This is a genomic window from Clostridium perfringens ATCC 13124 (assembly GCF_000013285.1).
In the GTDB taxonomy this organism is placed as follows: domain Bacteria; phylum Bacillota; class Clostridia; order Clostridiales; family Clostridiaceae; genus Sarcina; species Sarcina perfringens.
This window is the reverse complement of record NC_008261.1, coordinates 1,526,392-1,551,627: the sequence shown is the minus strand read 5'-3', so window position 1 is coordinate 1,551,627 and position 25,236 is coordinate 1,526,392. Positions and strand designations below refer to the sequence as shown.

Here is a 25,236-nt window from a genome sequence, read left to right as displayed (position 1 = left end):
TTATTCGTTAAATATTACTATTAAAGTATGTATTGAAAATTAAAAACTAATAAAATAATATGTTAAAATATAAAAAACTTGGATAGTTTAAAATCAATTAACTATTAAACAACATTGAAAACTTTATTTGAATTTATATTAAAATAGAGGAATAATATATAATAATTTGCTATAATATGTATATAAAAAGCGAAATGTGTAAAAGGGGAGACGTATATGAGTAATATTAAATTTTGTTCTATTATTATAAAGGATGACTTTAATAATATTTTAATTTCAAAAAGAAAAGGAAAAAAAGCAGATGAGCACCTATGGTATGTTTTTGAAAGAAAAATAAAAGGAAGAGAAACTCCAGAAAAATGCGCAAATAGAGCAATAAAGGAAGATTTAAAAACCATAGTTTTTGATTTAAATCAATTATGTGATTTAAATGTTAATGAAGAAGAAACTTTAAGAGTTTTTACAGGTTCCTTAAAAGAAAAAATTACTTGTGGCGCTAATATAACTACATATAAATGGATAAATAAAGATGATTTAGATGATTATACTTTTGCAAATGGAGAATTAGAAAAGATAAACGCTTTTTTTGATACAATATAAAAACATGCCAATATTGGCATGTTTTTCTTTTATTGTTATAATAAAACGGTGAGGTGATTATTATGACATTATTAAGAAAGAAAATTTTAGGAGAAGATTTTCATGTTACTATAAAACCTATATATAACAGAGAAGATACATTGGCATTTACCTTTTCGCCGGATCAGAAAAGAGTAGAAATTGGTGAAGAAATTACAATTACAGTGAAACATCCTACAGAAAAATATGATGCTTTCTGTGATGAATTAGTAGAACTTATAGCTAGATATCAAGAAATATAAAAAAACAGTCCATATGGACTGTTTTTCTATTATTAAGCAGCATTTTTGCCTATAAATTTATGTACAATTTTTTCACATGGCGGCATAAAAAATTGTATAGCTGGACCTGTGAAAAGTACTGCTATTATTGTTCCAAGACCTACAACACCAGCTAGTAAATAACCAACTACTAGGAAGCTTAAATCTAAACCGATACGTATCCAACGGTATTGGAAGTTAGTTTTATCTCTTATTATAAGAGGAACTAAATCGTTTGGTGCAACTCCTAATTCAGTACTAACTAAGAATGAGAATCCTATAGCTATTATAATACAGCTTACAGCTACAATTACGCATTTTGTAAATAAGTTAAAGTTACTAAGTGAAGTATCTAAACCAAATCTATGTAATATTCCCATGATTGCATCTATAGTAGGGCCTACAACTAAAACAAGTACAAAAGTTCCAACTTTAAGTTGTTTTCTATCTGCAATGAAGATTGCAATAACTAAAGTAACAAGTATTATCATGTTAGCAGTTCCAGTTGAAACGCTTAGAGCTTTTGAAAGTCCTTGAGTAAATACAGTAAAGGGGTCTGATCCAGCTCCGCTTAATAAGAATATTACAACACCTAATTGTATGATTGCCATTCCTAATAAGAAAAATATAAGCTTAGGAATAAGTTTTTCTTTTTTCATTTTTAATACACTCCTTGTTTTTGAGTTTTGTGAATCGTATTTTTGAATGTGAATTTAAATATTTAATGTGTATTTAAAAACTTAAAAGAAAACCAAACAAAATGATTATAACCATTGTTAATCTATATGTCAAATAAATTGAATATTTTAATAAAAAAATTCATAACTAAGTAAAATTTCCCTGTTAAAACTTACTATATTAGAATAAATAAGAAAATTGAAATGTACTTAATTTTATTTTATAATTATTACGTTAGATGGAAGAGGTGGAAAATATGAAGGATACTAAGACTAAAGAACATATTGCTAGAATAGCAAAAGCTTCAACATATTTTATTTTTAGAAATGGACCTGTAAATAAGCTTCATAAAGAAAATAAGGTTTCTGATGAAGAACTTAAAGAAATGCAAGAGTATATGCAAAATCACTTAGCATATCTTTATGAAGTTTTACTTGAAGAGGGTAATTTAAAAAAATATGAACTTGTAATGAATACTATGAATCAATTTTATGTAAATGATGATACAGAGGTAGTATTAGCTGATGAGGGCTTTGATTCTTTATATGATCAATTATTCCCTAAAAGTAGTAATATAATTCTTAAATAAAAAATGACTATGAGAATTTCTCATAGTCATTTTTTTAATTACAACTAACCTTTGGAATAAAGTCTTCTTCAGCCTCTTCAATTTTAATGTTAGTATTATTTCTTTTCTTTAAGATTGATTCTACTATTATAGCTATAGCCCCATCTCCAGTTACATTAGTTGCTGTTCCAAAACTATCTTGAGCAGCATGAAGTGCTATCATTAAGGATTTTTCAACATTACCAAATCCAAGCATACCTTCAAGTAATCCTAAAGCAGCCATAACTCCGCCACCTGGTACCCCTGGTGCTGCTACCATAGTTACTCCTAACATAACTATAAATGGAACCATAACAGAGAAAGTTGGAACTTGTCCTTTCATATACATTACAGCCATTGATGCAAGAACTAAAGTAATAGTATCACCTGCTAAATTTATTGTTGCTCCTAAAGGAATAACAAAATCTGCTACATCTTGATCAACTTTATTTTCCTTAGTACAGTTTAAAGTAACTGGGATTGTAGCTGCTGATGATTGAGTTCCCAAAGCTGTCATATATGCAGGAATCATATTTTTAAGTAATTTTAATGGATTTTCTTTCTTTAAAGTTCCAGCTAAAGCATATTGAACCACTAAATAAGATCCTTGTATTGAAAATAAAACTAAGTACACAAGTCCAAAAGACTTTAAAGTAGTAAAAATCTCACCATTATAACTTAACTTTGAAAATATTGAAAGTATGTAAATAGGTACTAAAGGTATTAACACATTTTTTATAGTTAATGAAATAACGTGATTAAATTCTTCTGATACTTTTAATAAGTAACTATTTTTTATTCTTGATATTCCTATTCCTAATAAAAATGCAAAAACTAAAGCTGACATAACACCAAACATTGGAGGAATATCAATTGTAAAATAAGGATCAACATTTACTGATCCAGTGCTTAGAGAAGCACTTACTATAAATTTAGGAAGTACTGCGCGTCCTATAAAGAAAGTAAGTATTCCTATTAAAAATGTTGAAGCATATGAAATTAAAGTAGTTATGAAAAGTCCCTTTCCTGATTTATTTCCTAAGGATGCTATACCAGGAACTATAAACCCAACTATTATAAGTGGGATTAAGAAACTTAGTAAATTCCCAAATATGCTATTAAAGGTCATTAATATTCTAATAGGTATATCTAAATTAATATAGGAACATCCTAGCCCAATAAGTATTCCTAAAATAATTGCAACAAATATTCTTTTTATTAAGGATAAATTTTTCATAATAGCCCCCTTTTGTATTCTTATTGAATACACATGTTTTTTGTATGAGTACATATTACTATAGTTAGGATTTAAAGTCAACAATAAAATCTAAATTATTTTATAAATTGTTCAGTAATTTTTATTTATAATTTTTATTTATCAATAAAAAAATATTGACATTTTGCAAATTTAATCTCATAATTGTTAATATAAAGTGAATAACTGAGATAGAGGCGCGATGATTAATAGTATCTTTGCAGAGGTAAGCACGTTGAAGCAAAGTGAAAGGATGAATCGCCGAAACCATTAGAAGAGGCTTTAATTCTATTAGGTTGGGGTTGCATAAAATATATGTAACACTGTCACAAATTATTTTGTGGTGTGCTATCATGAAAGAAGAGTATTGTATATAACTTTACGAACCCTTAAGCATGAAACACGCTTAAGGGTTTCTTTTGTTAGCGAAAACTTAGTTATCACTTATGGCTTAATTATTAAAACCATAAGGAGGACTAAAAAAATGAGTCAAGAACAAAATACTAATCTAAAAAGAGGCTTGAAATCAAGACATCTTAGTATGATTGCCATGGGTGGTGCCATAGGAACTGGTATTTTCTTAGCCATGGGAGATACACTTCATCAAGCCGGTGTAGGAGGAGCTTTTGTAGCTTACGGAATTATAGGAGTAATGGTATATTTCTTGTGTACAAGCTTAGGGGAGATGGCAACATATATGCCAGAAACAGGTTCCTTTGGAGCTTATGCAACAAAATTTGTTGATCCTGCTTTAGGATTTGCTTTAGGATGGAATTACTGGTATAACTGGGCTATAACAATAGCAGCAGAAATGGTTGCAGGTTCTTTATTAATGAAGTTTTGGTTTCCTAATGTTCCAGCAATAGTTTGGAGCGCATTATTCTTAGTAATTATATTAACTCTTAATTTATTATCTGCCAAAGCTTATGGAGAATCAGAGTTTTGGTTTGCAGCTGTAAAAGTTGCTACTGTTATAATATTCTTAATCGTAGGAGTTCTTATGATTTTTGGAATATTAGGTGGAGATAATGTAGGATTCAAAAACTTCTATGAAAATGGAGGCCCGTTTATTGGAGGAGCAAAATCAATTTTCATGATTTTCTTAATAGCTGGTTTCTCATTCCAAGGAACTGAATTAGTAGGGGTTGCTGCTGGAGAAAGTGAAGATCCTGAAAAAAATGTACCTAAGGCTGTTAATACAATATTTTGGAGAATATTATTGTTTTATTTAGGAACAATTTTAGTAATAGGTGCTTTAGTGCCAAATGCTCAAGCTGGAGTAGAAACAAGTGCCTTTACAATAGTATTTGAGAAATTAGGATTAGCTGGAGCCGCTTCCATTATGAATGCCATAATACTTACATCTGTTTTATCAGCTGGTAATTCTGGTATGTATGCATCAAGTAGAATGCTTTATGCCATGGCTAAAAGTGGAATGGCACCTAAGATTTTTGAAAAAACTAATTCTAGGGGAGTACCAGTTAATGCTATTATAATAACAACAATAATTGCAAGTTTATGTTTCTTAACAGGTATTTATGCTGAAAATACAGTTTATGTATGGCTTGTAGCAGCATCAGGATTATCAGGATTTATAGCTTGGCTTGGAATCGCAATATGTCATTATAGATTCAGAAAAGCTTATGTAGCTCAAGGTAAAGATATGAATAGATTAGTTTATAAAGCTAAATTATTCCCACTAGGGCCTATAATAGCTTTAATATTATGTGGAATAATAGTTTTAGGTCAAGGATATGCATACTTAGATGTTAGAAATGGAGTAGACTGGGGTGGATTAATTTCATCTTATATTGGATTACCTCTATTCTTTGGATTATTTGCATATTATAAAATTAAATATAAAACTAAAATAATAGACTTAAAAGATGTTGACTTAAGTGTAGAGCATATAGATACTGATGAGAGTATAGAAGATGAAGTATTTTCTTACTAAAAAAAGAGGTGATTTTTTCACCTCTTTTTTTATTTTAAAATTAGTAAATTTGTTTTATTACATAGTTTTGATCTGTTAAAGCTTTTTTAATTTCATCTATATGAGAGTGGCCATTGGTCTCTAAGGTTACTTCTATAACCATGTTCTTAAGAGCATCTGTTGCTTTAAAATGATCATGTTCAAGTTTTACTATATTAGCATTAGTATCAGCAAGAACTTTAGCAATTTTTAATATTTGGCCTGGTTTATGAGGAACTTCTAGACTAAAACCAAAAAGTCTTCCCTTAGCTACTAATGCACTATTTATTAATGCGGTTATAGTAACCATATCTATATTACCACCACTTATTATTGATACTACATTTTTACCTTTAAAATTTAATTTAGAAGAGGCTGCTAATGATACAGCTCCTGAAGCTTCTGCTAGAAGTTTATGTTTTTCACTTAAAGTAAAGAATGCTTCAACAATTTCATGGTCTGATACAGTTATTATATCGTCAACATATTCTTTTATAAATTTAAATGTTAAATCACCAGGTCTTTTTACTGCAATTCCGTCAGCAATGGTATCAACAGAGTCTAAAGCAATTATTTCTCCTGCCTTAAAACTTTTAACCATTGCATTTGCCCCTTCTGCTTGTACTCCAATTACTTTAACATTAGGGTTTAAGGCCTTAGCAGCTAAGGTAACTCCACTTATTAAGCCACCGCCACCTATAGGGCAGAGAATAACATCTACATCCTTTAAATCTTCAAATATTTCTAAGGCTACTGTGCCTTGTCCACAAATTACATCAATATCATTAAATGGGTGTATAAATAAGGCTCCTTGTTCCTGTTCAATTCTTTTAGCCTCATTAAAAGCATCATCATAAACATAACCTGATAAAACAACATTTCCTCCTAAATCCTTTGTTGATTGGATTTTTAGTAGAGGAGTAGTCTTTGGCATTACTATAGTTGATTTAACATTAGCTTGTGATGCTGCAAAAGCTACGCCTTGAGCATGATTTCCAGCAGAAGAGCAAACAACCCCTTTTGCTTTGTCTTCATCTGATAAGGATCTTATTTTATTTAAGGCACCTCTTATTTTGTAAGCACCTGTTAATTGTAAATTTTCACATTTCATATACACTTGGTTTCCAGATTTCCTTGAAAAAACCTCGCTGTATATTAAAGGTGTTTTTATAACTACATCTTCTATATTTTTTTTTGCTTTAATAATTTTTTCTAAATACAAAATAATCACCCCTCATTTCTCATTATGTAAACCTTTTATAATTTAATTATAACAAATAAAAATGGTTTTTTACAGGGAATATTTTTTAAAAAAGTATGCAAAATAATAGTAAAGGAAGGTGATAATCATGTCAAATTCTATAGTTAAAGTAAAAAAGAATAGTAATGGAGAAATTACAGATTACGTTTTAAGTAGTGGAAAGACTGTTTCTAAAGCTGAAGGTGTAAAGCTTGCAGAAGAGGGAATGATTGATGGAGTAATAATTTCTCATTCAAAGAAAGGGGAAGCTTATTTAAGAAGTATTCCTGATGGAAAAGAAAGTAACAACTTAGACGAATTATCATAATTAAAAAATTGCGATATGCTTATATTATAAGGAAACACAATAAAATGAAGATAGCTAAATTTAAGTTATCTTCATTATTTTTGCGTTCTAATATCTAAATACGATATTAGAATAGAGTCTTTAATTTATATAGGTAATTAAATTAGCAAATATACTATATTATTTTATTTATAATGTATATTTACTATGGTTTTGGTTATATTTAAGATATATTGATATTTATTATTCTGTATAAAACGTATTACTTTTATATGTAATACTAATTGTATTACAGTTAGTTAGAATAAATACTTTATAATTTTTCATCAAAAGATATTTTTAATAAAATAAGATGTTTCAAGGTTAAACAAAGTTAAAAAACAATCTTAAATCAGATTGTTTGAAATACACATATGAATTTCTAAAATACCCCCAATTTATAACTTCGCTAAATATACATTTAGCGAAGTTATTGTGTTTTTTGATAAAATATGCTACAATATAGTCATATCAAGGCTTTGAAAGGATTTTAGACTATGAATAATGAAGCGAATCAATTCGAAAATTTTAAATACTCACAAGAAATCAAAGAATTACTGAATATAAATTTAAGTAATGATGACTTAAATAATCTTGATCACATATATAACTATTACGATTCTCAAAACATCCAGCGTGACTATGAAGATTTAATTGAAGATATTTATATTTTTATTTTCAAGAGAAATCTAAGTATTACACAACTGGCAGAGATCTATAAAGTTAATCAAAGAATAATTAAACGATGGTTAAAAGAACTTGGAATGGACAAGCTTTTGGAAGTAGAAAAAGGTGTCGATTCTGTTGAAAAATTAAATTCTAAAAATAACGAATCCGATGAATTCCTTAAAAAGAATAAATTAAAATTTGATTTTTTAGAGAAATCAAAGCATCCAAAAAGAGTTATTGAATTCTTAAATTACTTAGAAAATGTAAAAGGAAAATCCGTAAATACCATAAAAGGATACTCAGTTGATTTAGGATTATTTTTTAAATTTTTAAAAGTTTATAAAGGTCTAGAAAATAATATTGAATTAGAAAAAATTGAAGAAGTTGAAATTTCTGATTTAGGTGATAATTTTATAAAGGATATAACCTTATCTGATATCTATGCATTTTTAGCTTTTTTAGAAAAAGTTAGAAACAATAGCGCTTATGCCAGAGCTAGAAAAGTTGCTACTTTAAAATCTTTCTTTAAGTTTTTAAATTCTAAAATAAAACTAATAGATGAAAATCCTACAGTAGAATTAGAATCTCCAAAGATAAATAAAAGACACCCAGTTTATTTAACCTTAGATCAAAGTATAACTGTTTTAAACTCTATGGATAAAGAAAATAAAAATTATTATAGAGATTATTGTATACTAACTTTATTTTTAAACTGCGGAATGAGATTATCTGAACTTTGTAATATTGAAATAGAAAAAATCAAAGGAGATACCTTAACTATTATAGGTAAAGGAAATAAAGAAAGAACTGTTTATTTAAATGAAGCTTCAATTGCAGCTATAGAAAACTATTTGAAAAATAGAAATGATTCAAAAGCTACTGAAGAAGCTAAAAAATACTTATTTTTATCAAGTAAATATAGACCTATAAATAAAAGAAGTGTTGAAATTTTAGTGAAAAAACATATAGAAAATGCAGGGTTTAAAGATCAAAAATATACACCACATAAACTTAGACACACAGCCGCCACCCTTATGTATAAGTATGGTAATGTAGATATAAGAAGCTTGCAAAATATATTAGGTCACGAAAATATTTCAACAACTCAAATATATACCCATGTAGATGATGAAACTTTAAGAGAAGCAGTTAAAACTAATCCTTTAGCAAATATAAAATAGCATCACTTCTTGATTTTATGAAGAAAATACGAGGATAGAACATATGTTCTATCCTCGTATTTTTAGCACTTTTATATAAGAAACACTCTTCTACTTTTCTTTTATTTTAAGTTTTCTAACCCCTGGAAATACTTCTTCTGTCATTTCTTCCATAGTTAAATCATCGTTTAAATCTATATCTTCAAGATATTCAATATGATCAAAAGCATCCTCATATTCATCTTGCTTAGCTAAATACTCTTCCCAAGTTTCTGTTGTAAGCTCTTCTTCTAAATCATCTTCCATTTCTTCTTGTTCTTCTTCAGCAAGTTTTTTAAGAGTTTCTTCTATTTTCTTGTTTTCTTCAACTTCTTTTGCTATGTCAGCTATTCTTATGGCTTTTGTATCTATCCCTTGCATCTCTAGACAATCACCGCAATTATCGCAAATCTTTCCATTATATACATCACAATAATCATCATTGTTAAATACTTTTTTATCCATAAAGTCACCTCTTACTTAAAAATCATCTTTTCATTATAACAAATATACTCTTTTTTATCAAATAAAAAGTTGTTTTTCCATAAAAAATAATACAAAAATCACCTTATTTTAAGTGTTTTTATGAAAGTTACGGTATGAGAACATAAGTTTGCTATACTCTCCTTACTGTGGTATAATATTACCAAAGAATCGTGAGGTGCAATTACTATGATTATTAAGGAAAATTCAGATAAACAAACTCAAATATATAACTTTTTAATTGAATTTACAAAATCAAAGGGGTATCCACCTTCAGTTAGAGAGATATGTCAAGCAGTTAGCTTGAAATCAACTTCAACTGTTCATGGACATTTAAAGAGATTAGAGAAAAAAGGATTAATATATAGAGATCCAACTAAGCCAAGAGCTTTAGAAATAGTAGAATTATCTAACGAAGAAAAGGAATTAATAGATATTCCTATAGTAGGTAAAGTTACTGCTGGTATGCCTATTTTAGCTACAGAGAACATAGAAGATATGTTTCAAATACCGATAAACTACGTTAAGCACAATAATGATTTATTTATTTTAAAAGTTACTGGAGACAGTATGATAGAAGCCGGAATCTTAGATGGAGATTTAGCAATAATAGAACAGAAAAACGTAGCAACAAATGGTGATATTGTAGTAGCTCTAATAGAAAATGAAGCTACCATAAAAAGATTTTTTAAGGAAAATGGATTTATAAGACTACAACCAGAAAACAAAAACTATGAACCTATAATAGTTGAAGATTGCTCTATTTTAGGTAAATTAGTAGGAATTTATAGAGCTTATTAAGAAAAAATGCTAGGGAATTTTATGCGTTACAAATTTCCTAGCATTTTTCTTATTTAAAAATATAAAAACTTATTATTTTCTTATTATTTGCTAAATATTCAACTATATAATCTATACTGAATATTAAAGCACCTATATTATCTAAATTGAGTTATTAATTCAATTCACCAATCAATATATTATGAATTTAACTTACTTTCTAAAACTTCTTTTTCATATTTTAAAGTTTTTATATCTAATTCTAAGGTTCTTTTCTCTAATTCTAACCTACTTTCAAAATCCTTTCTAAGCTTCTCAGACTCTTTTTCTGCCATTTTAGAGTATTTAGTCTCTAATAACTCTAACTCCTTCTTATGATCCTTTCTCATAGCTTCTACAAGCTTTTTATATGATTCTACCTCTTCCTTATAAGACTTCTCTTTTTCTTCATAGAAATTTAGCTTTTCTTTAAGAGCTTCTTTTTCTAATGCTAGAGATTTTATATGAGATTCTCTTTCTTTTAAAGAAGCTCTATCCTCTTCTCCCTTATTTCGTAACTCTTCATTTTCCTCCTTTAAAGATTCTAAAGATTTTAAAGAGGCTATTTCTTCTTTATTTTTTTCTATTAAATCATAGTTTCTAGATACTAATTGAGATAATGTGCTTTTATCTTTTTCTAAAGTTTTTATATTTTCTTTAAGCTCTTCTATCTCCTTTGTTTTAGCTTTATTATCCTCTTTTAAAGCCTTATCTCTTTCTATAAGTTCTTCTTCTCTTCTTTGCAGCCTCTCTATGGTCACATCCTTTATAGAAAGCTTCTTAACAAATTCCTCTTCTGCTCTTTTTCCTGCATCCTCACTCATTTGAAGAGAAGTTAAGAAAAGTTGGTTTATCTTGTTTAAATAATCCTGAAAAGACTCTATTTCTAACTTTCTTTCTATCAATGTTGATTTAGAATTCTCTAATTCATACAGTGATATTAATGCATCTAAACATTGTCCTTGATTTCCAAACTCATCAGATGCTATTTTCTTAAATTTATCGAAAGTTTCTTCAGTTACCCTAAAGCTTTTTACTTTTAATTCTTTGTTTCTGCTCTCTTCCAAAATATCCTTCCACCTTTCTTTGTAATACAATATGTAATATATAAAATGTAATACGTAATATTAAATTAATTAACTATTTTAATTATATCTTATAAAAAAGATTTATTCCATAAAAAGAATATAAAAAATAGGCCTTTATCAAAATAAATTTCAATAAGATTTAAAGTAAATAATTTTGAAGAAATATCTTTGTAAATCTTATTATTTTTTGATAAAAGCCTATGTTAATTTTTGTATTTACTAATTTAAATTAGCATATTATTTAAAAATGTTATTTAAAGCTATTAATACACCTATTTTAGCATGGTCAAAAGTTAATCCACCTTGTAAATAAGCTATATATGGCTCTCTTATAGGTGCATCTGCTGAAAGTTCTATAGAAGAACCTTGAATGAAGGCACCAGCTGCCATAATAACCTCATCTGAATACCCTGGCATAGCCCATGGTTCACATTCAACGAAAGAATCTATTGGCGAAGCATATTGAACACCCTTACAGAATTTTATAAGTTTTTCTTTATCATTGAATTTTATAGCCTGAATTATGTCACTTCTCTTGTCATTATATTTAGGAAGAACTTCAAATCCAGCAAGTTCCATTATTCTAGCACAGAATATTGCTCCTTTTAATGCTTCTATAGCAACATGAGGAGCTAAGAATAATCCTTGGTAGAAATCTTTCATCACTCCAAATGTACATCCACACTCAGCTCCTATACCAGGTACAGTAAGTCTATAAGATGCTTGCTCTACATATTTTTCTTTTCCTACTATGTATCCACCAGTTGGAGCTATTCCTCCACCTATGTTTTTAATTAATGATCCTGCTATTAAATCAGCACCAACATCTGTAGGTTCTATTATGTCTATAAACTCTCCATAACAATTATCAACAAATACTATTAAGTCTTCTCTTAATTCTTTTATAGCTTTTATTGCTTCTCCTAATTCTTTAACTTGGAAGGCATTTCTAAAGCCGTATCCAGTTGATCTTTGCATATGTATTAACTTTATTGATTCATCATCTTTAATCATTTCTAAAGCTTTTTTTATGTTAATCTTTCCATCTACAAGATCTACTTGCTTATAATTAACACCGTACTCTTTTAAAGAGCCTATATTTTCTTCTCCGCTTATACCAATTACACTGTGTAAAGTATCATAAGGGCTACCAGTAACAGCTAATATAGTATCTCCAGGTCTTAAGTTTCCAAATAAAGCTGTTCCTAAAGCATGAGTTCCATTAACAAAATGTGGTCTAACTAAAGCTTTTTCAGCATTAAAGATTCTAGCATAAACTAAATCTAAAGTGTCTCTTCCAATATCACCATAACCATATCCTGTTGAATTAGTAAAATGATTATCTGAAATTCTTTCCTCTTGGAAAGCCTTAAGAACTTTTAATTGATTATATTCTCTTATTTCATCATATATTTTAAATTCATTTTCTACATCAATTATAGCTTGATTATAAAGCTTTATAGTTTCATCTGTGAAACCATATTGTTTTTTTAGTAATTCTATAGTTGCATTAAGCATTATTATACCCCCGCATTATTAAAATATCGTACATTTATAAATCTTATCATATAGAAAAAAAATAGGCAAACCATCTAGGGTTTACCTATTTTTCTTTTCTATATTTAATTATCAAAAACTTGCGCGTTATTAAATAAAATAGGTTTAGCTGGTGATACTGTGCTTATAGCATGTTTATAAACTAATTGTTGCTTTCCATCACTATCTAAAACTACTGTAAAGCTATCGAACCCTTTAACGATACCCTTTAATTGAACCCCATTTACTAAAAATATTGTTACAGGAATTCTTTCCTTTCTTGCATTGTTTAAGAATATATCTTGTAGGTTATTGATTGACTTATTCATTCTATTGCCCTCCATAAATTTTTAATATAATTTAATTATAAACCTAAGAATTTATTATGTCATTAATAATTTTGGAAGAAATATCTTCTTCAGAGGCGAAAGTATCTTTATCTATAAATATAGCTCTAGGATCCTTTCTAAACCAAGTAAGCTGACGTTTAGCATAGTTTCTGCTACCTTGCTTAATCATCTCTATGCATTGTTCTAAAGAGATTTTACCATCAAGATAATATAAAACTTCTTTGTATCCTATACCTTTCATAGACTGCATATCATCAGTTAATCCCATGGCTTTAAGATTCTTAACCTCTTCTAAAAGACCTTTTTCAAACATTATATCAACTCTTTTGTTTATTCTGTCATAAAGCTTTGCTCTATCCATATTAAGTACATAATAATATATATTATATGGAGTTTCATAAATACTATTCTTAGCTTTAAAAGATGAAAATGGTTTTCCAGTTAACTTATAAGTTTCTAATGCCCTAATTACTCTTTTTCTATTATTAAAATGTATTGAATTATAGCTTTCTAAATCAATATCTTTTAGCATCTCATGTAAATATTCATTTCCATGCTCATTAGCTATTTTTTCAAGCTCTTCTCTATACTCTTCATCCTTATCACTTTCTGCAAAATTCATATTGCATATGATTGAATTTATATATAGTCCAGTTCCTCCTACTAATATAGGAAGTTTTCCTCTACTTTGTATATCTTTAATTTTTTCTGTAGCTAAGTCTTTAAATTCAGCTACACTAAACTCCTTACTAGGATCAACAAAATCTATTAAATAGTGAGGGACGCCTCCCATTTCTTCCTTAGAAATTTTAGCTGAACCTATATCCATGTATTTATATATTTGCATAGAGTCAACAGATATTATTTCACCATTTAGCTTCTTTGCTAGATCTACTGAAAGGTCACTTTTCCCTACGGCTGTTGGCCCAGCAATAATAAGTAAATTATTATTCATTTAAACTGTCTCTCTCCTTAAGTTATTCTTTTAAACTTCTTATCTAATTCATAACTGGTAAATTTAATTATAGTTGGACGTCCATGTGGACAGTGGAAAGGATCATTTATGTATCTTAAATCCTCTATTAAGTTTTCCATTTCTAATATGCTTAAAACATCATTAGCCTTAACTGCCGCCCTACAGGACATAGATGCTATTTTATTATATTTAACCTCTACAGTTTCTCCAGTACCCATTTTCTTCAAGTTATTTATCATAGATGTTATTAGCTCTGTTGGATTTAATTTATCTAAAAAGTATGGTACCTCTTCAATTCTTATAGAATTATCACCAAAATCGCTTATTTTAAATCCTGCCTTTTCAAAAATCTCTTTATTTTCATCATAATAAAGATAATCCTCTGTAGGTAAGGTTACTACTAGTGGAATCATTAGAGGCTGAATTTCAACCCTCTTTTTAGCTATATCTGAAGAATACTTCTCAAATAAAATCTTCTCATGAGCTGCATGTTGGTCTATTAAATATAAAGTAGAATCATACTCAGCTAATATATAGGTTTTATTAAATTGACCAATAACTCTTAGCTTAGGGAATTTTGCTTCTCTATAAATTATTTCCTCTATGGAATTTCCATATTCATTCTTATTACATTTATAGTCACTTCTTTCAAGTGATTCAGAAGTACTTTCACTTACTTTATCTTTAAGTTCATTTTTTATAAGTATAGGATCATATGAAATCTCTCTTTTAGCTGAACCTTCTTTAAAATTATTATTTTCTAAAGAGTTATTAATACTAAAAGATTCCTCCTGATTTTCTTTTGATAAGAAATCTACTGGAATATTAACCTCTGTTTTAGCTTCATAATCCTTAGAGGGATTATAAGAATAAATCTCTTCCTTCTTTCTATCCTCACTTACCTTATAATTTATATTTTCTTTTAACTTTTCTAAGGTACTTATTTCCTCATCTAAGCTTTCCTGAATAACTTCTTCTTTTAAAGCTTCAAATTTTTTCTCCTCTTCTTCTGGAAGAGTAAAGGTATCTTTTACATATTCCCTCATAGCTGAATGAACAGCATCAAAGACTACCTTGAATATAAAACGTTCATCTTTAAATTTAATTTCAGATTTTGTTGGATGTATGTTAACATCTATAAGCTCTGGATAAGTATCTATAAATAATACGAAGAATGGAAACTTACCTGTAACATTAAAGGATCTAAAGGCATTTTCCACAGCTACAGTTAAGCTTCTATTTTTTACATATCTCTTATTTACAAAAAGACTTTGATTATTTCTAGAGGCTCTTGCTAAGGTATCATTTCCTATAAATCCATAAACAGAAGCTGTGTCCTTATGCTCTTCAAAATATATTAAATTTTCAGCAGTGGACTTACCATAAATAGTTCTTATAACATCTATTAATTTTCCATTGCCATAAGTATTTAAAATCTTTTTATTGTTATTAAATAATTTAAATGATACATCTGGGTTAGCTAGTGAAATTCTGTTTACTAAGTCATTTATTAAGGCACTTTCTCTAGCCGTTGTCTTTAAAAACTTCTTTCTAGCAGGTACATTAAAGAATAAATCCCTAACTTCTATTTGAGTTCCTCTATTCATAGAACAATCCGTTAAAGATTCTTTTTCTCCCCCGCTAATTACTAATTCCTTACCCATGTCAAAGTCTGATACTTTACTCTTAAAATCAACCCTTGCTATAGAAGCTATACTAGGCAAAGCTTCTCCTCTAAATCCAAGGGTATTTATACTAAAAATATCATAAGTATCTTTTATTTTACTTGTAGCATGAGGATTAAAAGCTTTTTCAACATCCTCTGGATGAACCCCTGAGCCATCATCTATTATTTTTATAAGAGATTCTCCACCATTTTGAATCTCTATAGTTATATTTTTAGCCCCTGCATCTAATGAATTTTCTACAAGTTCTTTAACCACAGAAGAGGGTCTTTCAACAACCTCTCCTGCTGCTATTTTATTTGCTGTATCTGCATTTAAAATATTTATTCTATTCAAAATTTATAACAGCTCCTTCCCATAAGCTAAATTAAATTTTTAGCTTCTTTAACTAGAGCATATAATCTATTCATAGCCTCCATAGGATTTAAAGATAAAATATCAACTTCTGAAAGTTCTTTTATCAAATTATCTTTTCCTATGGCAGAAAAATCTAATTGTATTTGATCATCTTCTTTTTTATGTGTTTTAGCCTCTGAAGCTTTTGAAATAACTTCTTCTTTAATTTCAATTTTATCCTCTTCTACTAGGGTTTCTTTAACTTCATAAGAGGTTGTAATAGAGGCTTCTTCTATGTCTTCTTTTGAAGCATTTACTTCTTTAAGAGCTAAATCTAAGTTATCCTTTGAAGATTCCATTTCAAGAGTTTCTAAGATTTCCTTAGCTCTATTTATTACCTCATCTGGAATACCAGCAAGTTTAGCAACCTCAATACCATAAGATTGATCTGCTCCACCTTCTATTATTTTTCTTAAGAAGATAATATTGTTATCAACTTCCTTCACAGCTACTGAATAATTTCTAACTCCGTGAATTTCTCCTTCTAATTTAGTTAACTCATGATAATGAGTAGCAAAAAGAGTTTTACATCTTAAATTTTTATTTTTACATATATACTCTATAACAGACCAAGCTATACTTAATCCATCATATGTACTCGTTCCTCTTCCAACTTCATCTAAAAGAACCAAGCTATTTTCTGTAGCATTTTTTAAAATGTTAGAAACTTCCCACATTTCAACCATAAATGTACTTTTACCACCTGCTAAATCATCAGAAGCTCCTATTCTAGTAAAGATTTTATCTACTACACTTATATTAGCCTTACTAGCTGGCACAAAGGAACCTATTTGACACATTAAAGTAATAATAGCTACCTGTCTCATATATGTTGATTTACCAGCCATATTAGGCCCTGTTATTATAAGAAGTTGATTATCATCTTTATTTATAATAGTGTCATTAGGAATAAACTCTCCCTTAGGAATTACCTTTTCAACAACAGGGTGTCTTCCATTTTCTATTTTAGTTTCCCCATCTTCATTAATTTCAGGTTTTATAAAATCATTTTCTAAAGCTACAAAGGCTAAATTGCTTATACAATCTAACTCAGCAATTATCTTAGCAGTAGTTTTTAGTCTATCTATATGATTTTCAACTTCATTTCTTATATCTAGGAAAATATCATATTCTAAAGAGCAAAGTTTTTCACTAGCTCCTAAAAGTTTTTCTTCTATTTCCTTAAGTTCTGGAGTAATAAATCTCTCTGCATTAGCTAAAGTTTGCTTTCTTATATATCTTCCTTCAGGAATAGAACTATAATTAGCCTTAGATATTTCTATATAATAACCAAAGACCTTATTAAATCCTACCTTTAAAGATTTTATGCCAGTAAACTCTCTTTCTCTATTTTCTAAGCTAGATATCCAATCCTTACCGTTAGTCTTAGCAAGTCTTAATTCATCTATTTCACCATTAAATCCATCTTTTATTAAATCACCATCTTTTAATGTTAGGGATGGATCTTCTTTTATAGATTTTTCTAAAAGATCATAAATATCTCTTAAGTCATCTAAATTATGGTGATAATTCTTTAGAAGACTTGAAGTGCAATTTTCTATAATTCCTTTTACATTAGGAATTTTACCTATAGATGTTTTTAATGCTATTAAATCCTTAGCATTAGCATTTTTATTTGAAATTTTCCCTAATATTCTCTCTATATCATAAATATCATGTAAAGCTTCCTTAAGAGAGTCATTTAAAGAAAGATCATTAAATAATTCTTCTACAGCATTTAATCTTAAAGTTATCTTTTCCTTATTAACAAGAGGTTCTTCAATCCATCTTCTAAGCATTCTACTTCCCATAGAAGTTTCTGTCTTATCTAATACCCAAAGAAGAGAACCCTTCTTGCTTTTTTCTCTTAGATTCTCTGTAAGCTCTAAATTTCTTCTAGAACTTAAATCTATAGTCATAAAGTCAACCAAACTATATACTTCTATATCATTTATATTGGTTAAGCTTATTTTTTGAGTGTCTAGTATGTATTTAACTAAAGCATTACTTGATTTCTTAACCATTAAACTTAGAGAGTTTGATTTTTCTCCAAATTGATTATTTAATACTTCCTCAAAGTTTTCCTCAAAATATTCTATAGGCTTTCTACTTATTAAAGCTGGAGTAGTTAATGTTATATCTTTTATAAGCTCTTGATCTAAAGAATCTAAAAGTATTATTTCTTTAGGATTAAACTTAGATATTTCATCTAAAATAACTCCCTTTTCTAATTCTCCCTCTGTAGCTAAGAAATCTCCAGTAGAAATATCTGTTATAGCTAGTGAACATCTATTTCTCTCTAAGTCTGCATAAATAGTCATTATATAATTATTTTTTGTTTCCTCAACAAAAGAAGAATCTGTATATGTTCCAGGAGTTATAACCTTTATAACATCTCTTTTAACAATTCCTTTAGCAAATTTAGGATCTTCAACTTGTTCACAAATAGCAACCTTATACCCCTTAGCTACTAATCTTCCTATATATGAATTAGATGCATGAAACGGAATTCCACACATAGGTGCTCTTTTTTCTAAGCCACAATCTCTTCCAGTAAGAACTAATTCTAATTCCCTTGCAGCTGTTTCTGCATCCTCAAAGAACATCTCATAGAAGTCTCCAAGTCTAAAAAATAGAATACAATCCTTATAATTTTCCTTTATCTCAAAATATTGCCTCATCATCGGAGTCAGCTTCATTTTAGTACCTCCATCATTTCTATATGCTAAAACCTTATAACATTTTCTAAAATATCATAATCAATAACTATTATAACTTTTAAATATAAATTCTTTTTATTTAATTACTAAAGCCTAAAAACTTTTCTTTAAAAAGTTAATAAAATATACTTTGATTTTTTTAAAATGTTAATTATGTCATACTAATTATTCTAACATATTTTTTATGTAAGAAAAAACTAAAGCCTAAAATTAGACTTTAGTTTTTATCTAAATAATTATATTAATTAAATATTTCTTTTTCAAGTTCTTTTAACCACTTTTTATCTAAAGGTGGAACTCCCTCTAATCTATATGGAATATTAAGCCCTTCATATTTATTTACACCTAAAACATGATAAGGTAAAAGTTCAACCTTTTCTATATTATTAAGACCATCTACAAAATTCTTAATTCTCATTAAATCTTCTTTATTATCTGTATATCCAGGAACTACAACATGTCTTATCCACATTTTTTTATTCATGGACTGAGCTACCTTTAGAAACTCTAAGGATTTATCTATTGGAACTCTTACTAAATTTTTATATTTTTCAGGATCAGTTTCCTTTACATCAAATAATATAAGGTCAACATATTCAAGAATTTCTTCGTAATTTCCTAATCCCACACCTGCAGTATCTAATGTGGTATGTATTCCTTCCTTCTTACATAATTTTAAACATTCTAATAAAAATTCTGGTTGAAGAAGAGGCTCTCCACCTGAGAAAGTAACACCACCACCTGATGCATTAAAATATGTTTTAAATCTTTTTATCTTATTTACAAGCTCCTCTGGAGTATATTCAGTCCCCTTATCTTTACACCAAGTATCTGGATTATGACAAAAAGCACATCTTATTCCACAGCCTTGCATAAAAACTACAAATCTTATACCAGGTCCATCTACTAAGCCCATAGTTTCTAATGAATGAATTCTTCCTTTAACCATAATGCTGTCCCTCCTTACGGTAAACATTTCAAAAAAGAGTGTATAAAGCCTTCACCTTATACACTCTTATTATATAAGATTATAGAGAATCGTGGAATGTTCTGCTTATAACCTCTAATTGTTGATTTCTAGTTAATCTATTGAAATTAACAGCATAACCTGATACTCTGATTGTTAATGTTGGATACTTTTCAGGATGCTCCATAGCGTCCATTAAAGTTTCTCTGTTAAATACATTAACATTTAGATGGTGAGCTCCTTGTTTGAAGTAACCATCCATAATAGCAACTAAGTTATCTATTCTAGAATCTTCTTCTTTTCCTAAAGCATCTGGAACGATTGAGAATGTGTTTGATACACCATCTTCACAAACTTCACAGTATGGAATTTTAGCAACTGAGTTTAAGCTAGCTAAAGCTCCACTGTTATCTCTTCCATGCATTGGGTTAGCTCCTGGAGCAAATGCTTCACCAGCTTTTCTTCCATCTGGAGTTGAACCTGTTTTCTTACCATAAACTACGTTTGAAGTAATAGTTAAGATTGATAATGTGTGCTTAGCACCTCTATATAATGGATGTTTCTTAAGCTCACTTGAGAACTTTCTAACTATTTCTACAGCTAAATCGTCAACTCTATCATCATCATTTCCGTATTTAGGGAAGTCACCTTCGATTTCAAAGTCTACAGCTATTCCATTTTCTCTTATAGGTTTAACTTTAGCGAATTTAACTGCGCTTAATGAGTCAGCTACAACTGATAAACCAGCTATACCAAATGCCATTAATCTTCCTACATGAGTATCATGTAAAGCCATTTGTCCAGCTTCATAAGCATATTTATCATGCATGTAGTGGATAACATTCATTGTATCTACATAAAGCTTAGCAACGTACTCCAAAACTTTATCATAGTTAGCTCTTAATTTATCATAATCTAAAACTTCGTCTGTTATTGGCTCTAAACCTTTAATAACAACTTTACCTGATTTTTCATCAATACCACCATTTATAGTGTAAAGTAAAGCTTTAGCTAAGTTAGTTCTAGCTCCGAAGAATTGCATTTGCTTACCAATTTGCATTGCTGATACACAACAAGCTATTGAGTAATCATCTCCGTATATAGGTCTCATTAACTCATCATTTTCATATTGAATTGAGTCAGTTTTAATTGATACCTCAGCACAGAATTTTTTGAATCCTTCTGGTAATCTATCTGACCATAAAACAGTCATATTTGGTTCTGGAGCAGGTCCTAAGTTTATTAAAGTTTGAAGATATCTAAATGAGTTTTTAGTTACTAATGGTTTACCATTTACACCCATACCTCCAATACCTTCTGTTACCCAAGTTGGGTCTCCAGCAAATAAATCATTATACTCAGGAGTTCTTAAGTGTCTAACTAATCTTAATTTTATTATAAATTGATCTATTAATTCTTGAGCTTCTAACTCAGTTAAAGTTCCAGCCTTAAGATCTCTTTCTATGAAAATATCTAAGAAAGTAGAAGTTCTTCCTAGAGACATTGCTGCTCCATTGTTTTCTTTAACTGCAGCTAAGTATCCAAAGTATAAGAATTGAACTGCTTCCTTAGCGTTTGCAGCTGGTTTAGATATATCAAAGCCATATCTTGCAGCCATTGACTTTATTGCTTCTAAAGCTCTTATTTGCTCTGAAACATTCTCTCTTAATTGAATATATTCTTCTACTGAGCCTTCGCTTTCAAATGATATATTAGCATAATCTTTTTTCTTTTCTTCTATTAGATAATCTATACCGTAAAGGGCAATTCTTCTATAGTCACCTATAATTCTTCCTCTACCATAAGCATCTGGAAGACCAGTTAAAAGACCCGCAGATCTTGCAGCTCTTGTTTCAGCTGAGTATGCATCGAATACACCTTGGTTATGAGTTTTTCTATAAGCGTTAAAGTGTTCTCTTATACTGCTATCTAATTCATAGCCGTATTCTTTTAAAGAACTTTCAACCATTCTCATTCCACCGAAAGGATTAACTATTCTTTTAAGTGGTGCATCTGTTTGGAAACCAACGATAACTTCGTTATCTTTATCTAAATATCCAGGCTCATAATTGTCTATTCCAGATACTCTATCTGTAGCAACATCTATAATGCCTTTTTCTATTTCTTCTATAATTAACTTTTGAGCTTTTTCTAAAACTGCATCAGTTCTTTTTGTTGTTCCTTCTAAGAAACTCTTGTCTCCCTCATATGCAGTATAGTTCTTTTGTATGAAGTTTCTAACATCTATTCCATTTTGCCATACTCCTTCTTTAAAGCCTTCCCATTGTTTAAACATATGGTCTACCCCCTCTTTCTTAATTGAAAATCTTTATCAATCTAAATTTAACACATTTTCATCACATTGTAAAGTTTTTGAGAATCAATTTCAACACCTTACAGGTAAATTTTTGTTAATTTGTTAATATTTAAATTGAATTATAGAATAATCACTTAAATTATAAGGTATTTTTAAAAAAATATAAATAATAAATATTTAAAATTTTCACATACTTAATAATTTATAAATAAAAAAATCACAATTATTTCCAAATAAATCTTTACTTTTAATTTGAATCATAATTTTAAAATAAAAGAGATTCTATTTCTTAAGTTGAATAAAATCTCTTTTTCAAAATTGCCCCTTTTTACTAAAGTTAATTTTTTATGAATCTGATACAAGTATATTTTCCTTTTCACTATCAATTCTAAATCTACATATTCCATGTCTCATTAAAGTAATTTCTTCAAGGCTAAAACCATCACTATACAATGAGGAATAATATTTCAATATTAAAAAATCTTTCTCTGGATTTTCTATGAAGTTTTTAAATTTTAAAAGCATATGATCTTCTAAATAAAAATCCTCTTCTTCTCCATCCATAAAAAATATATTAACATTTGTCACAGATTTAATATCATTATCTAAGTTATTTTCTTTTAAATAGGAATCAATAGAAGTATAACCTTTTCTTTCTTTATTTTTACTAAATAACCCCATTACCTCTTACCCCCGTATACTGTTTACATAGAAATATTATAACATTTAATATTACTCTTTTTAAATATAAAAAAGAGTATCCACTCTTGGATACTCTTTAAATTACTATATAATTAAATTTCTTCTAACTGTTCTTTTATAAAGTCTACTAAGGATTTTGCTTTTATTTTTCTATAATTTTCTTTATCTTCTATAACAAAATAAAAGATATCTCCTTCTAGTTTCATAAGTTCAAAATCAGTGTCCTCATAAACTTTTTTAACCTTCATTAATTCTTTTAATTCTTTATTCCAATTCTCTCTACCTTGAATTTTATATCCTCTATCTAAATGCTCATAACCAAAATCTTCTTTAATAGCCCAATTTAACTTGCATAAATTAAAGTCTGTATCCAACCAAAATCTGTACTCTTTACCCTGTATTTTAAGATAATTGTTACAAACCTCAATTCTTATTTTTCCTACTTCTTCATTTTCTAATCTGTAATCAACAAAATTTTCTTTAATATCTTTTACAAATCCTAATTCTTCAGTTAAAAATTCATCAATCTTTCTATTTTCATTTGCAATTACTTTGTTTTGTGCATTATAAAACTTTTCTTTAATAGATAGTAACTCTCTAACTGTTCTATCTATTTCCTTTTTACATTCTTCTACTTCCATCTCTCTTATATTATTTTGCTTTAATTTGTTTAAATCCATTACTCAACACCTCTTTTAAATTTAGTATTTTGATGATTTCTATTGCATTAATCCTTTAATTCATCAATTACCATATCTCGCCGTCTTGAATAATCTAAGCCTATACTTTTTAAATTTTATATAGGGCTTTCTTATTAATAATACTCAATAAATAATACTCAATAAATAATACTTAAGAAATTTAGTTTTAAATTAGCACTTTTTTAAAGTTTTAATTTAGCCTTAACTTTCAAGTCTTTTTATAAAAAATTAAACTTTTACCATTTGTTGTTATTGACCAAAATTTTTTATCCATAAATAATCCCTCCCATAATACTTTATAATTTAATATTAACAAATTATGTATATTATGTAAACTATTTTTATGGAAATCAACTGGTTTTTTAAATATTTCTTGTAATTAAAATAATATATTTTCTTTATTTAAAGTTAATAACACTGAAACTTTTATTATAAAGTAGTATTAAAAATTTTTCCTAGTCAAAAGTTCTTTATATCCTAATTTATTTAAAATTTTTGCAAAATTAGATAAATCTTTTTTAAATGCTATTATAATTGGTTTCTTTTTACCTTTTAAATATATCTTAACAATATTATTTTTATAATCTAAATTAAAATAATCTATGTCAGACTTTTTTATTAATTTAAAATTTCTATAAATATAATCGTTATTTATAGAGATAGATAAATTAAAAGCATATATTAAAAAATATAAAGCTGCTATATTAAAAAAATTAATTTTGTTTGTATAAAAAAATAATATTAATTGTAAAGTTGCAACTACTGTTAACTGTATAATTACAGATAAAAATTTAAATAATGTAAGCTTTTGTATATCTTTTTTTCTGCTTGGATTAATATAATAGGATTCATTAGAAAATGATCTCTTATAAATAAACCAATTCTTTATAAAAATACATGAAAAAGATATAAAAAGCACAAAGTTAAATAAGTTAATAGCGTTTGTTTTCATTTAATTCTCCCCGTTATATTAAAATCTCAATTTAATATTAACAAGTTATGTATATTATGTAAAGTTTATAATGATATACATGTTTTTAACAATGCATATTGTTTATTATTTTGTTTATTTGCTAAAACTTTAACATCATAAAATATAGCTACAATATGTGTTATATATAGTTCAATACTATTGTACTTATATGAAAGCTTAATTATGATTTCCGAAGTGTCTAGTTTTATTACAATGAATTTATTTTTAGGCATAAGAAAAGAGCATACCCTTAGATATACTCTCTATTATTTATAATTAAAATCTAAATGCTTCTATATCAAATAAATCATCCAAATCTTCAACACTTAGATCCTCTATTCCATTAGATTTTTTTATTTCATTTATCAGAATATTTTTCATCATATGCTTTATTTACGCTAATAACAACGCTTCTCTATTCTATTTAAAGTTGATTTTATAATACTTTCACTATGACATTTTTTACATTGACTTTGAAGCTGTTTGTTTTTTCTAGCCAAATTGAATTATTCTATAGATTTAGTTTCACCACATTTGTTGCATTTTTTAAACTTGCCCCTATTTACTTCTTCTTTCGTTCTTTGAACTCCTAACACCTCAGCTAAAGCTCTTTTTTCAAACTCTATACGTCTTCTTATTTTATCACATGATTTGCAAT

22 protein-coding genes and 1 riboswitch are annotated in these 25,236 nt (G+C 28.0%); of the genes, 7 read left to right on the top strand and 15 right to left on the bottom strand.

Features of this window, described 5'->3' with window-relative positions; genetic code table 11:
• The first annotated feature begins 216 nt into the window (after positions 1–216).
• Positions 217–600 carry an NUDIX domain-containing protein gene (locus tag CPF_RS06705; protein ID WP_003456607.1) on the top strand — a complete coding sequence of 128 codons (384 nt, stop codon included), beginning with the start codon at positions 217–219 and terminating at the stop codon, positions 598–600.
• Between the two features lie 62 nt (positions 601–662).
• The gene (locus tag CPF_RS06700; protein WP_003453540.1) at positions 663–881 is read left to right on the top strand and encodes a hypothetical protein; all 219 of its coding nucleotides are present in this window, start codon (positions 663–665) and stop codon (positions 879–881) included.
• 32 nt (positions 882–913) lie between these two features.
• Here CPF_RS06700 and CPF_RS06695 read toward each other — a convergent pair whose 3' ends face one another.
• A complete protein-coding gene (locus CPF_RS06695) occupies positions 914–1,558 on the bottom strand; it encodes a YczE/YyaS/YitT family protein (protein WP_003456593.1) in 645 nt (214 codons plus the stop codon).
• Positions 1,559–1,833: 275 nt separating this feature from the next.
• Here CPF_RS06695 and CPF_RS06690 point away from each other — a divergent pair, with 275 nt between their 5' ends.
• Positions 1,834–2,166: a hypothetical protein gene (locus CPF_RS06690; RefSeq protein WP_003456465.1), complete on the top strand. Its 333-nt coding sequence runs from the start codon at positions 1,834–1,836 to the stop codon at positions 2,164–2,166.
• Positions 2,167–2,200: 34 nt separating this feature from the next.
• Here the strand turns inward: CPF_RS06690 and CPF_RS06685 are convergent, their stop codons facing one another.
• Positions 2,201–3,421 carry a dicarboxylate/amino acid:cation symporter gene (locus CPF_RS06685; protein WP_011590681.1) on the bottom strand — a complete coding sequence of 407 codons (1,221 nt, stop codon included), beginning with the start codon at positions 3,419–3,421 and terminating at the stop codon, positions 2,201–2,203.
• A gap of 202 nt (positions 3,422–3,623) precedes the next feature.
• Positions 3,624–3,798: riboswitch (Lysine riboswitch) on the top strand.
• A 125-nt stretch (positions 3,799–3,923) separates the two neighbouring features.
• Between CPF_RS06685 and CPF_RS06680 the strand changes: the two genes are divergently transcribed.
• Positions 3,924–5,393 (top strand): amino acid permease, encoded by a 1,470-nt coding sequence (locus CPF_RS06680; protein WP_003460660.1) that lies wholly within the window; start codon positions 3,924–3,926, stop codon positions 5,391–5,393.
• 40 nt (positions 5,394–5,433) lie between these two features.
• On the opposite strand, the gene ilvA is transcribed toward CPF_RS06680, so the two are convergent.
• Positions 5,434–6,633, bottom strand: a complete 1,200-nt coding sequence (gene ilvA / locus CPF_RS06675; protein WP_003460673.1) for a threonine ammonia-lyase — start codon at positions 6,631–6,633, stop codon at positions 5,434–5,436.
• Positions 6,634–6,760: 127 nt separating this feature from the next.
• Here ilvA and CPF_RS06670 point away from each other — a divergent pair, with 127 nt between their 5' ends.
• Positions 6,761–6,979, top strand: coding sequence for a DUF3892 domain-containing protein (locus CPF_RS06670; protein ID WP_011590679.1), 219 nt, complete (start codon positions 6,761–6,763; stop codon positions 6,977–6,979).
• Positions 6,980–7,902: 923 nt separating this feature from the next.
• Complete coding sequence (locus tag CPF_RS06665) at positions 7,903–8,847, top strand: tyrosine recombinase XerC (RefSeq protein WP_049752159.1); 945 nt, start codon at positions 7,903–7,905, stop codon at positions 8,845–8,847.
• 90 nt (positions 8,848–8,937) lie between these two features.
• Here CPF_RS06665 and CPF_RS06660 read toward each other — a convergent pair whose 3' ends face one another.
• On the bottom strand, positions 8,938–9,330 hold the full coding sequence (locus CPF_RS06660) for a hypothetical protein (RefSeq protein WP_003477798.1): 393 nt from the start codon (positions 9,328–9,330) through the stop codon (positions 8,938–8,940).
• A 207-nt stretch (positions 9,331–9,537) separates the two neighbouring features.
• On the opposite strand from CPF_RS06660, the gene lexA reads away from it, so the two are divergent.
• The gene (lexA, locus tag CPF_RS06655; protein ID WP_003452542.1) at positions 9,538–10,149 is read left to right on the top strand and encodes a transcriptional repressor LexA; all 612 of its coding nucleotides are present in this window, start codon (positions 9,538–9,540) and stop codon (positions 10,147–10,149) included.
• A gap of 179 nt (positions 10,150–10,328) precedes the next feature.
• Here the strand turns inward: lexA and CPF_RS06650 are convergent, their stop codons facing one another.
• The 11 genes from CPF_RS06650 to CPF_RS06600 all read right to left on the bottom strand — a co-directional run bounded on the left by CPF_RS06650 (position 10,329) and on the right by CPF_RS06600 (position 24,557).
• Complete coding sequence (locus CPF_RS06650; protein WP_003469966.1) at positions 10,329–11,234, bottom strand: hypothetical protein; 906 nt, start codon at positions 11,232–11,234, stop codon at positions 10,329–10,331.
• Between the two features lie 258 nt (positions 11,235–11,492).
• On the bottom strand, positions 11,493–12,773 hold the full coding sequence (locus tag CPF_RS06645) for an aminotransferase class I/II-fold pyridoxal phosphate-dependent enzyme (protein WP_003469951.1): 1,281 nt from the start codon (positions 12,771–12,773) through the stop codon (positions 11,493–11,495).
• 104 nt (positions 12,774–12,877) lie between these two features.
• Positions 12,878–13,120 carry an RNA chaperone Hfq gene (hfq, locus tag CPF_RS06640; protein ID WP_003460455.1) on the bottom strand — a complete coding sequence of 81 codons (243 nt, stop codon included), beginning with the start codon at positions 13,118–13,120 and terminating at the stop codon, positions 12,878–12,880.
• A 43-nt stretch (positions 13,121–13,163) separates the two neighbouring features.
• A complete protein-coding gene (miaA, locus tag CPF_RS06635; protein ID WP_003469969.1) occupies positions 13,164–14,096 on the bottom strand; it encodes a tRNA (adenosine(37)-N6)-dimethylallyltransferase MiaA in 933 nt (310 codons plus the stop codon).
• 17 nt (positions 14,097–14,113) lie between these two features.
• Positions 14,114–16,138, bottom strand: a complete 2,025-nt coding sequence (gene mutL / locus CPF_RS06630) for a DNA mismatch repair endonuclease MutL (RefSeq protein ID WP_011590677.1) — start codon at positions 16,136–16,138, stop codon at positions 14,114–14,116.
• A 26-nt stretch (positions 16,139–16,164) separates the two neighbouring features.
• Complete coding sequence (gene mutS, locus CPF_RS06625) at positions 16,165–18,897, bottom strand: DNA mismatch repair protein MutS (RefSeq protein WP_011590676.1); 2,733 nt, start codon at positions 18,895–18,897, stop codon at positions 16,165–16,167.
• Positions 18,898–19,159: 262 nt separating this feature from the next.
• Positions 19,160–19,867, bottom strand: coding sequence for a pyruvate formate-lyase-activating protein (pflA, locus tag CPF_RS06620; RefSeq protein ID WP_003477793.1), 708 nt, complete (start codon positions 19,865–19,867; stop codon positions 19,160–19,162).
• A gap of 79 nt (positions 19,868–19,946) precedes the next feature.
• Entirely contained in the window at positions 19,947–22,181 is a 2,235-nt protein-coding gene (gene pflB, locus CPF_RS06615) for a formate C-acetyltransferase (protein ID WP_003449375.1), read from the bottom strand.
• A gap of 366 nt (positions 22,182–22,547) precedes the next feature.
• A complete protein-coding gene (locus CPF_RS06610) occupies positions 22,548–22,883 on the bottom strand; it encodes a hypothetical protein (RefSeq protein WP_003469972.1) in 336 nt (111 codons plus the stop codon).
• A gap of 113 nt (positions 22,884–22,996) precedes the next feature.
• The gene (locus CPF_RS06605; protein WP_011590675.1) at positions 22,997–23,584 is read right to left on the bottom strand and encodes a hypothetical protein; all 588 of its coding nucleotides are present in this window, start codon (positions 23,582–23,584) and stop codon (positions 22,997–22,999) included.
• A gap of 463 nt (positions 23,585–24,047) precedes the next feature.
• A complete protein-coding gene (locus CPF_RS06600) occupies positions 24,048–24,557 on the bottom strand; it encodes a hypothetical protein (protein ID WP_011590674.1) in 510 nt (169 codons plus the stop codon).
• Between the last annotated feature and the right edge of the window lie 679 nt (positions 24,558–25,236).

Excerpts from the sequence above, each read along its gene's own strand:
- CPF_RS06705 (WP_003456607.1), top strand. The coding sequence starts at position 217 with ATGAGTAATATTAAATTTTGTTCTATTATTATAAAGGATGACTTTAAT.
- CPF_RS06700 (WP_003453540.1), top strand. The coding sequence starts at position 663 with ATGACATTATTAAGAAAGAAAATTTTAGGAGAAGATTTTCATGTTACT.
- CPF_RS06695 (WP_003456593.1), bottom strand. The coding sequence starts at position 1,558 with ATGAAAAAAGAAAAACTTATTCCTAAGCTTATATTTTTCTTATTAGGA.
- CPF_RS06690 (WP_003456465.1), top strand. The coding sequence starts at position 1,834 with ATGAAGGATACTAAGACTAAAGAACATATTGCTAGAATAGCAAAAGCT.
- CPF_RS06685 (WP_011590681.1), bottom strand. The coding sequence starts at position 3,421 with ATGAAAAATTTATCCTTAATAAAAAGAATATTTGTTGCAATTATTTTA.
- CPF_RS06680 (WP_003460660.1), top strand. The coding sequence starts at position 3,924 with ATGAGTCAAGAACAAAATACTAATCTAAAAAGAGGCTTGAAATCAAGA.
- CPF_RS06670 (WP_011590679.1), top strand. The coding sequence starts at position 6,761 with ATGTCAAATTCTATAGTTAAAGTAAAAAAGAATAGTAATGGAGAAATT.
- CPF_RS06660 (WP_003477798.1), bottom strand. The coding sequence starts at position 9,330 with ATGGATAAAAAAGTATTTAACAATGATGATTATTGTGATGTATATAAT.
- lexA (WP_003452542.1), top strand. The coding sequence starts at position 9,538 with ATGATTATTAAGGAAAATTCAGATAAACAAACTCAAATATATAACTTT.
- CPF_RS06645 (WP_003469951.1), bottom strand. The coding sequence starts at position 12,773 with ATGCTTAATGCAACTATAGAATTACTAAAAAAACAATATGGTTTCACA.
- hfq (WP_003460455.1), bottom strand. The coding sequence starts at position 13,120 with ATGAATAAGTCAATCAATAACCTACAAGATATATTCTTAAACAATGCA.
- miaA (WP_003469969.1), bottom strand. The coding sequence starts at position 14,096 with ATGAATAATAATTTACTTATTATTGCTGGGCCAACAGCCGTAGGGAAA.
- mutS (WP_011590676.1), bottom strand. The coding sequence starts at position 18,897 with ATGAAGCTGACTCCGATGATGAGGCAATATTTTGAGATAAAGGAAAAT.
- pflA (WP_003477793.1), bottom strand. The coding sequence starts at position 19,867 with ATGGTTAAAGGAAGAATTCATTCATTAGAAACTATGGGCTTAGTAGAT.
- pflB (WP_003449375.1), bottom strand. The coding sequence starts at position 22,181 with ATGTTTAAACAATGGGAAGGCTTTAAAGAAGGAGTATGGCAAAATGGA.
- CPF_RS06610 (WP_003469972.1), bottom strand. The coding sequence starts at position 22,883 with ATGGGGTTATTTAGTAAAAATAAAGAAAGAAAAGGTTATACTTCTATT.
- CPF_RS06605 (WP_011590675.1), bottom strand. The coding sequence starts at position 23,584 with ATGGATTTAAACAAATTAAAGCAAAATAATATAAGAGAGATGGAAGTA.
- CPF_RS06600 (WP_011590674.1), bottom strand. The coding sequence starts at position 24,557 with ATGAAAACAAACGCTATTAACTTATTTAACTTTGTGCTTTTTATATCT.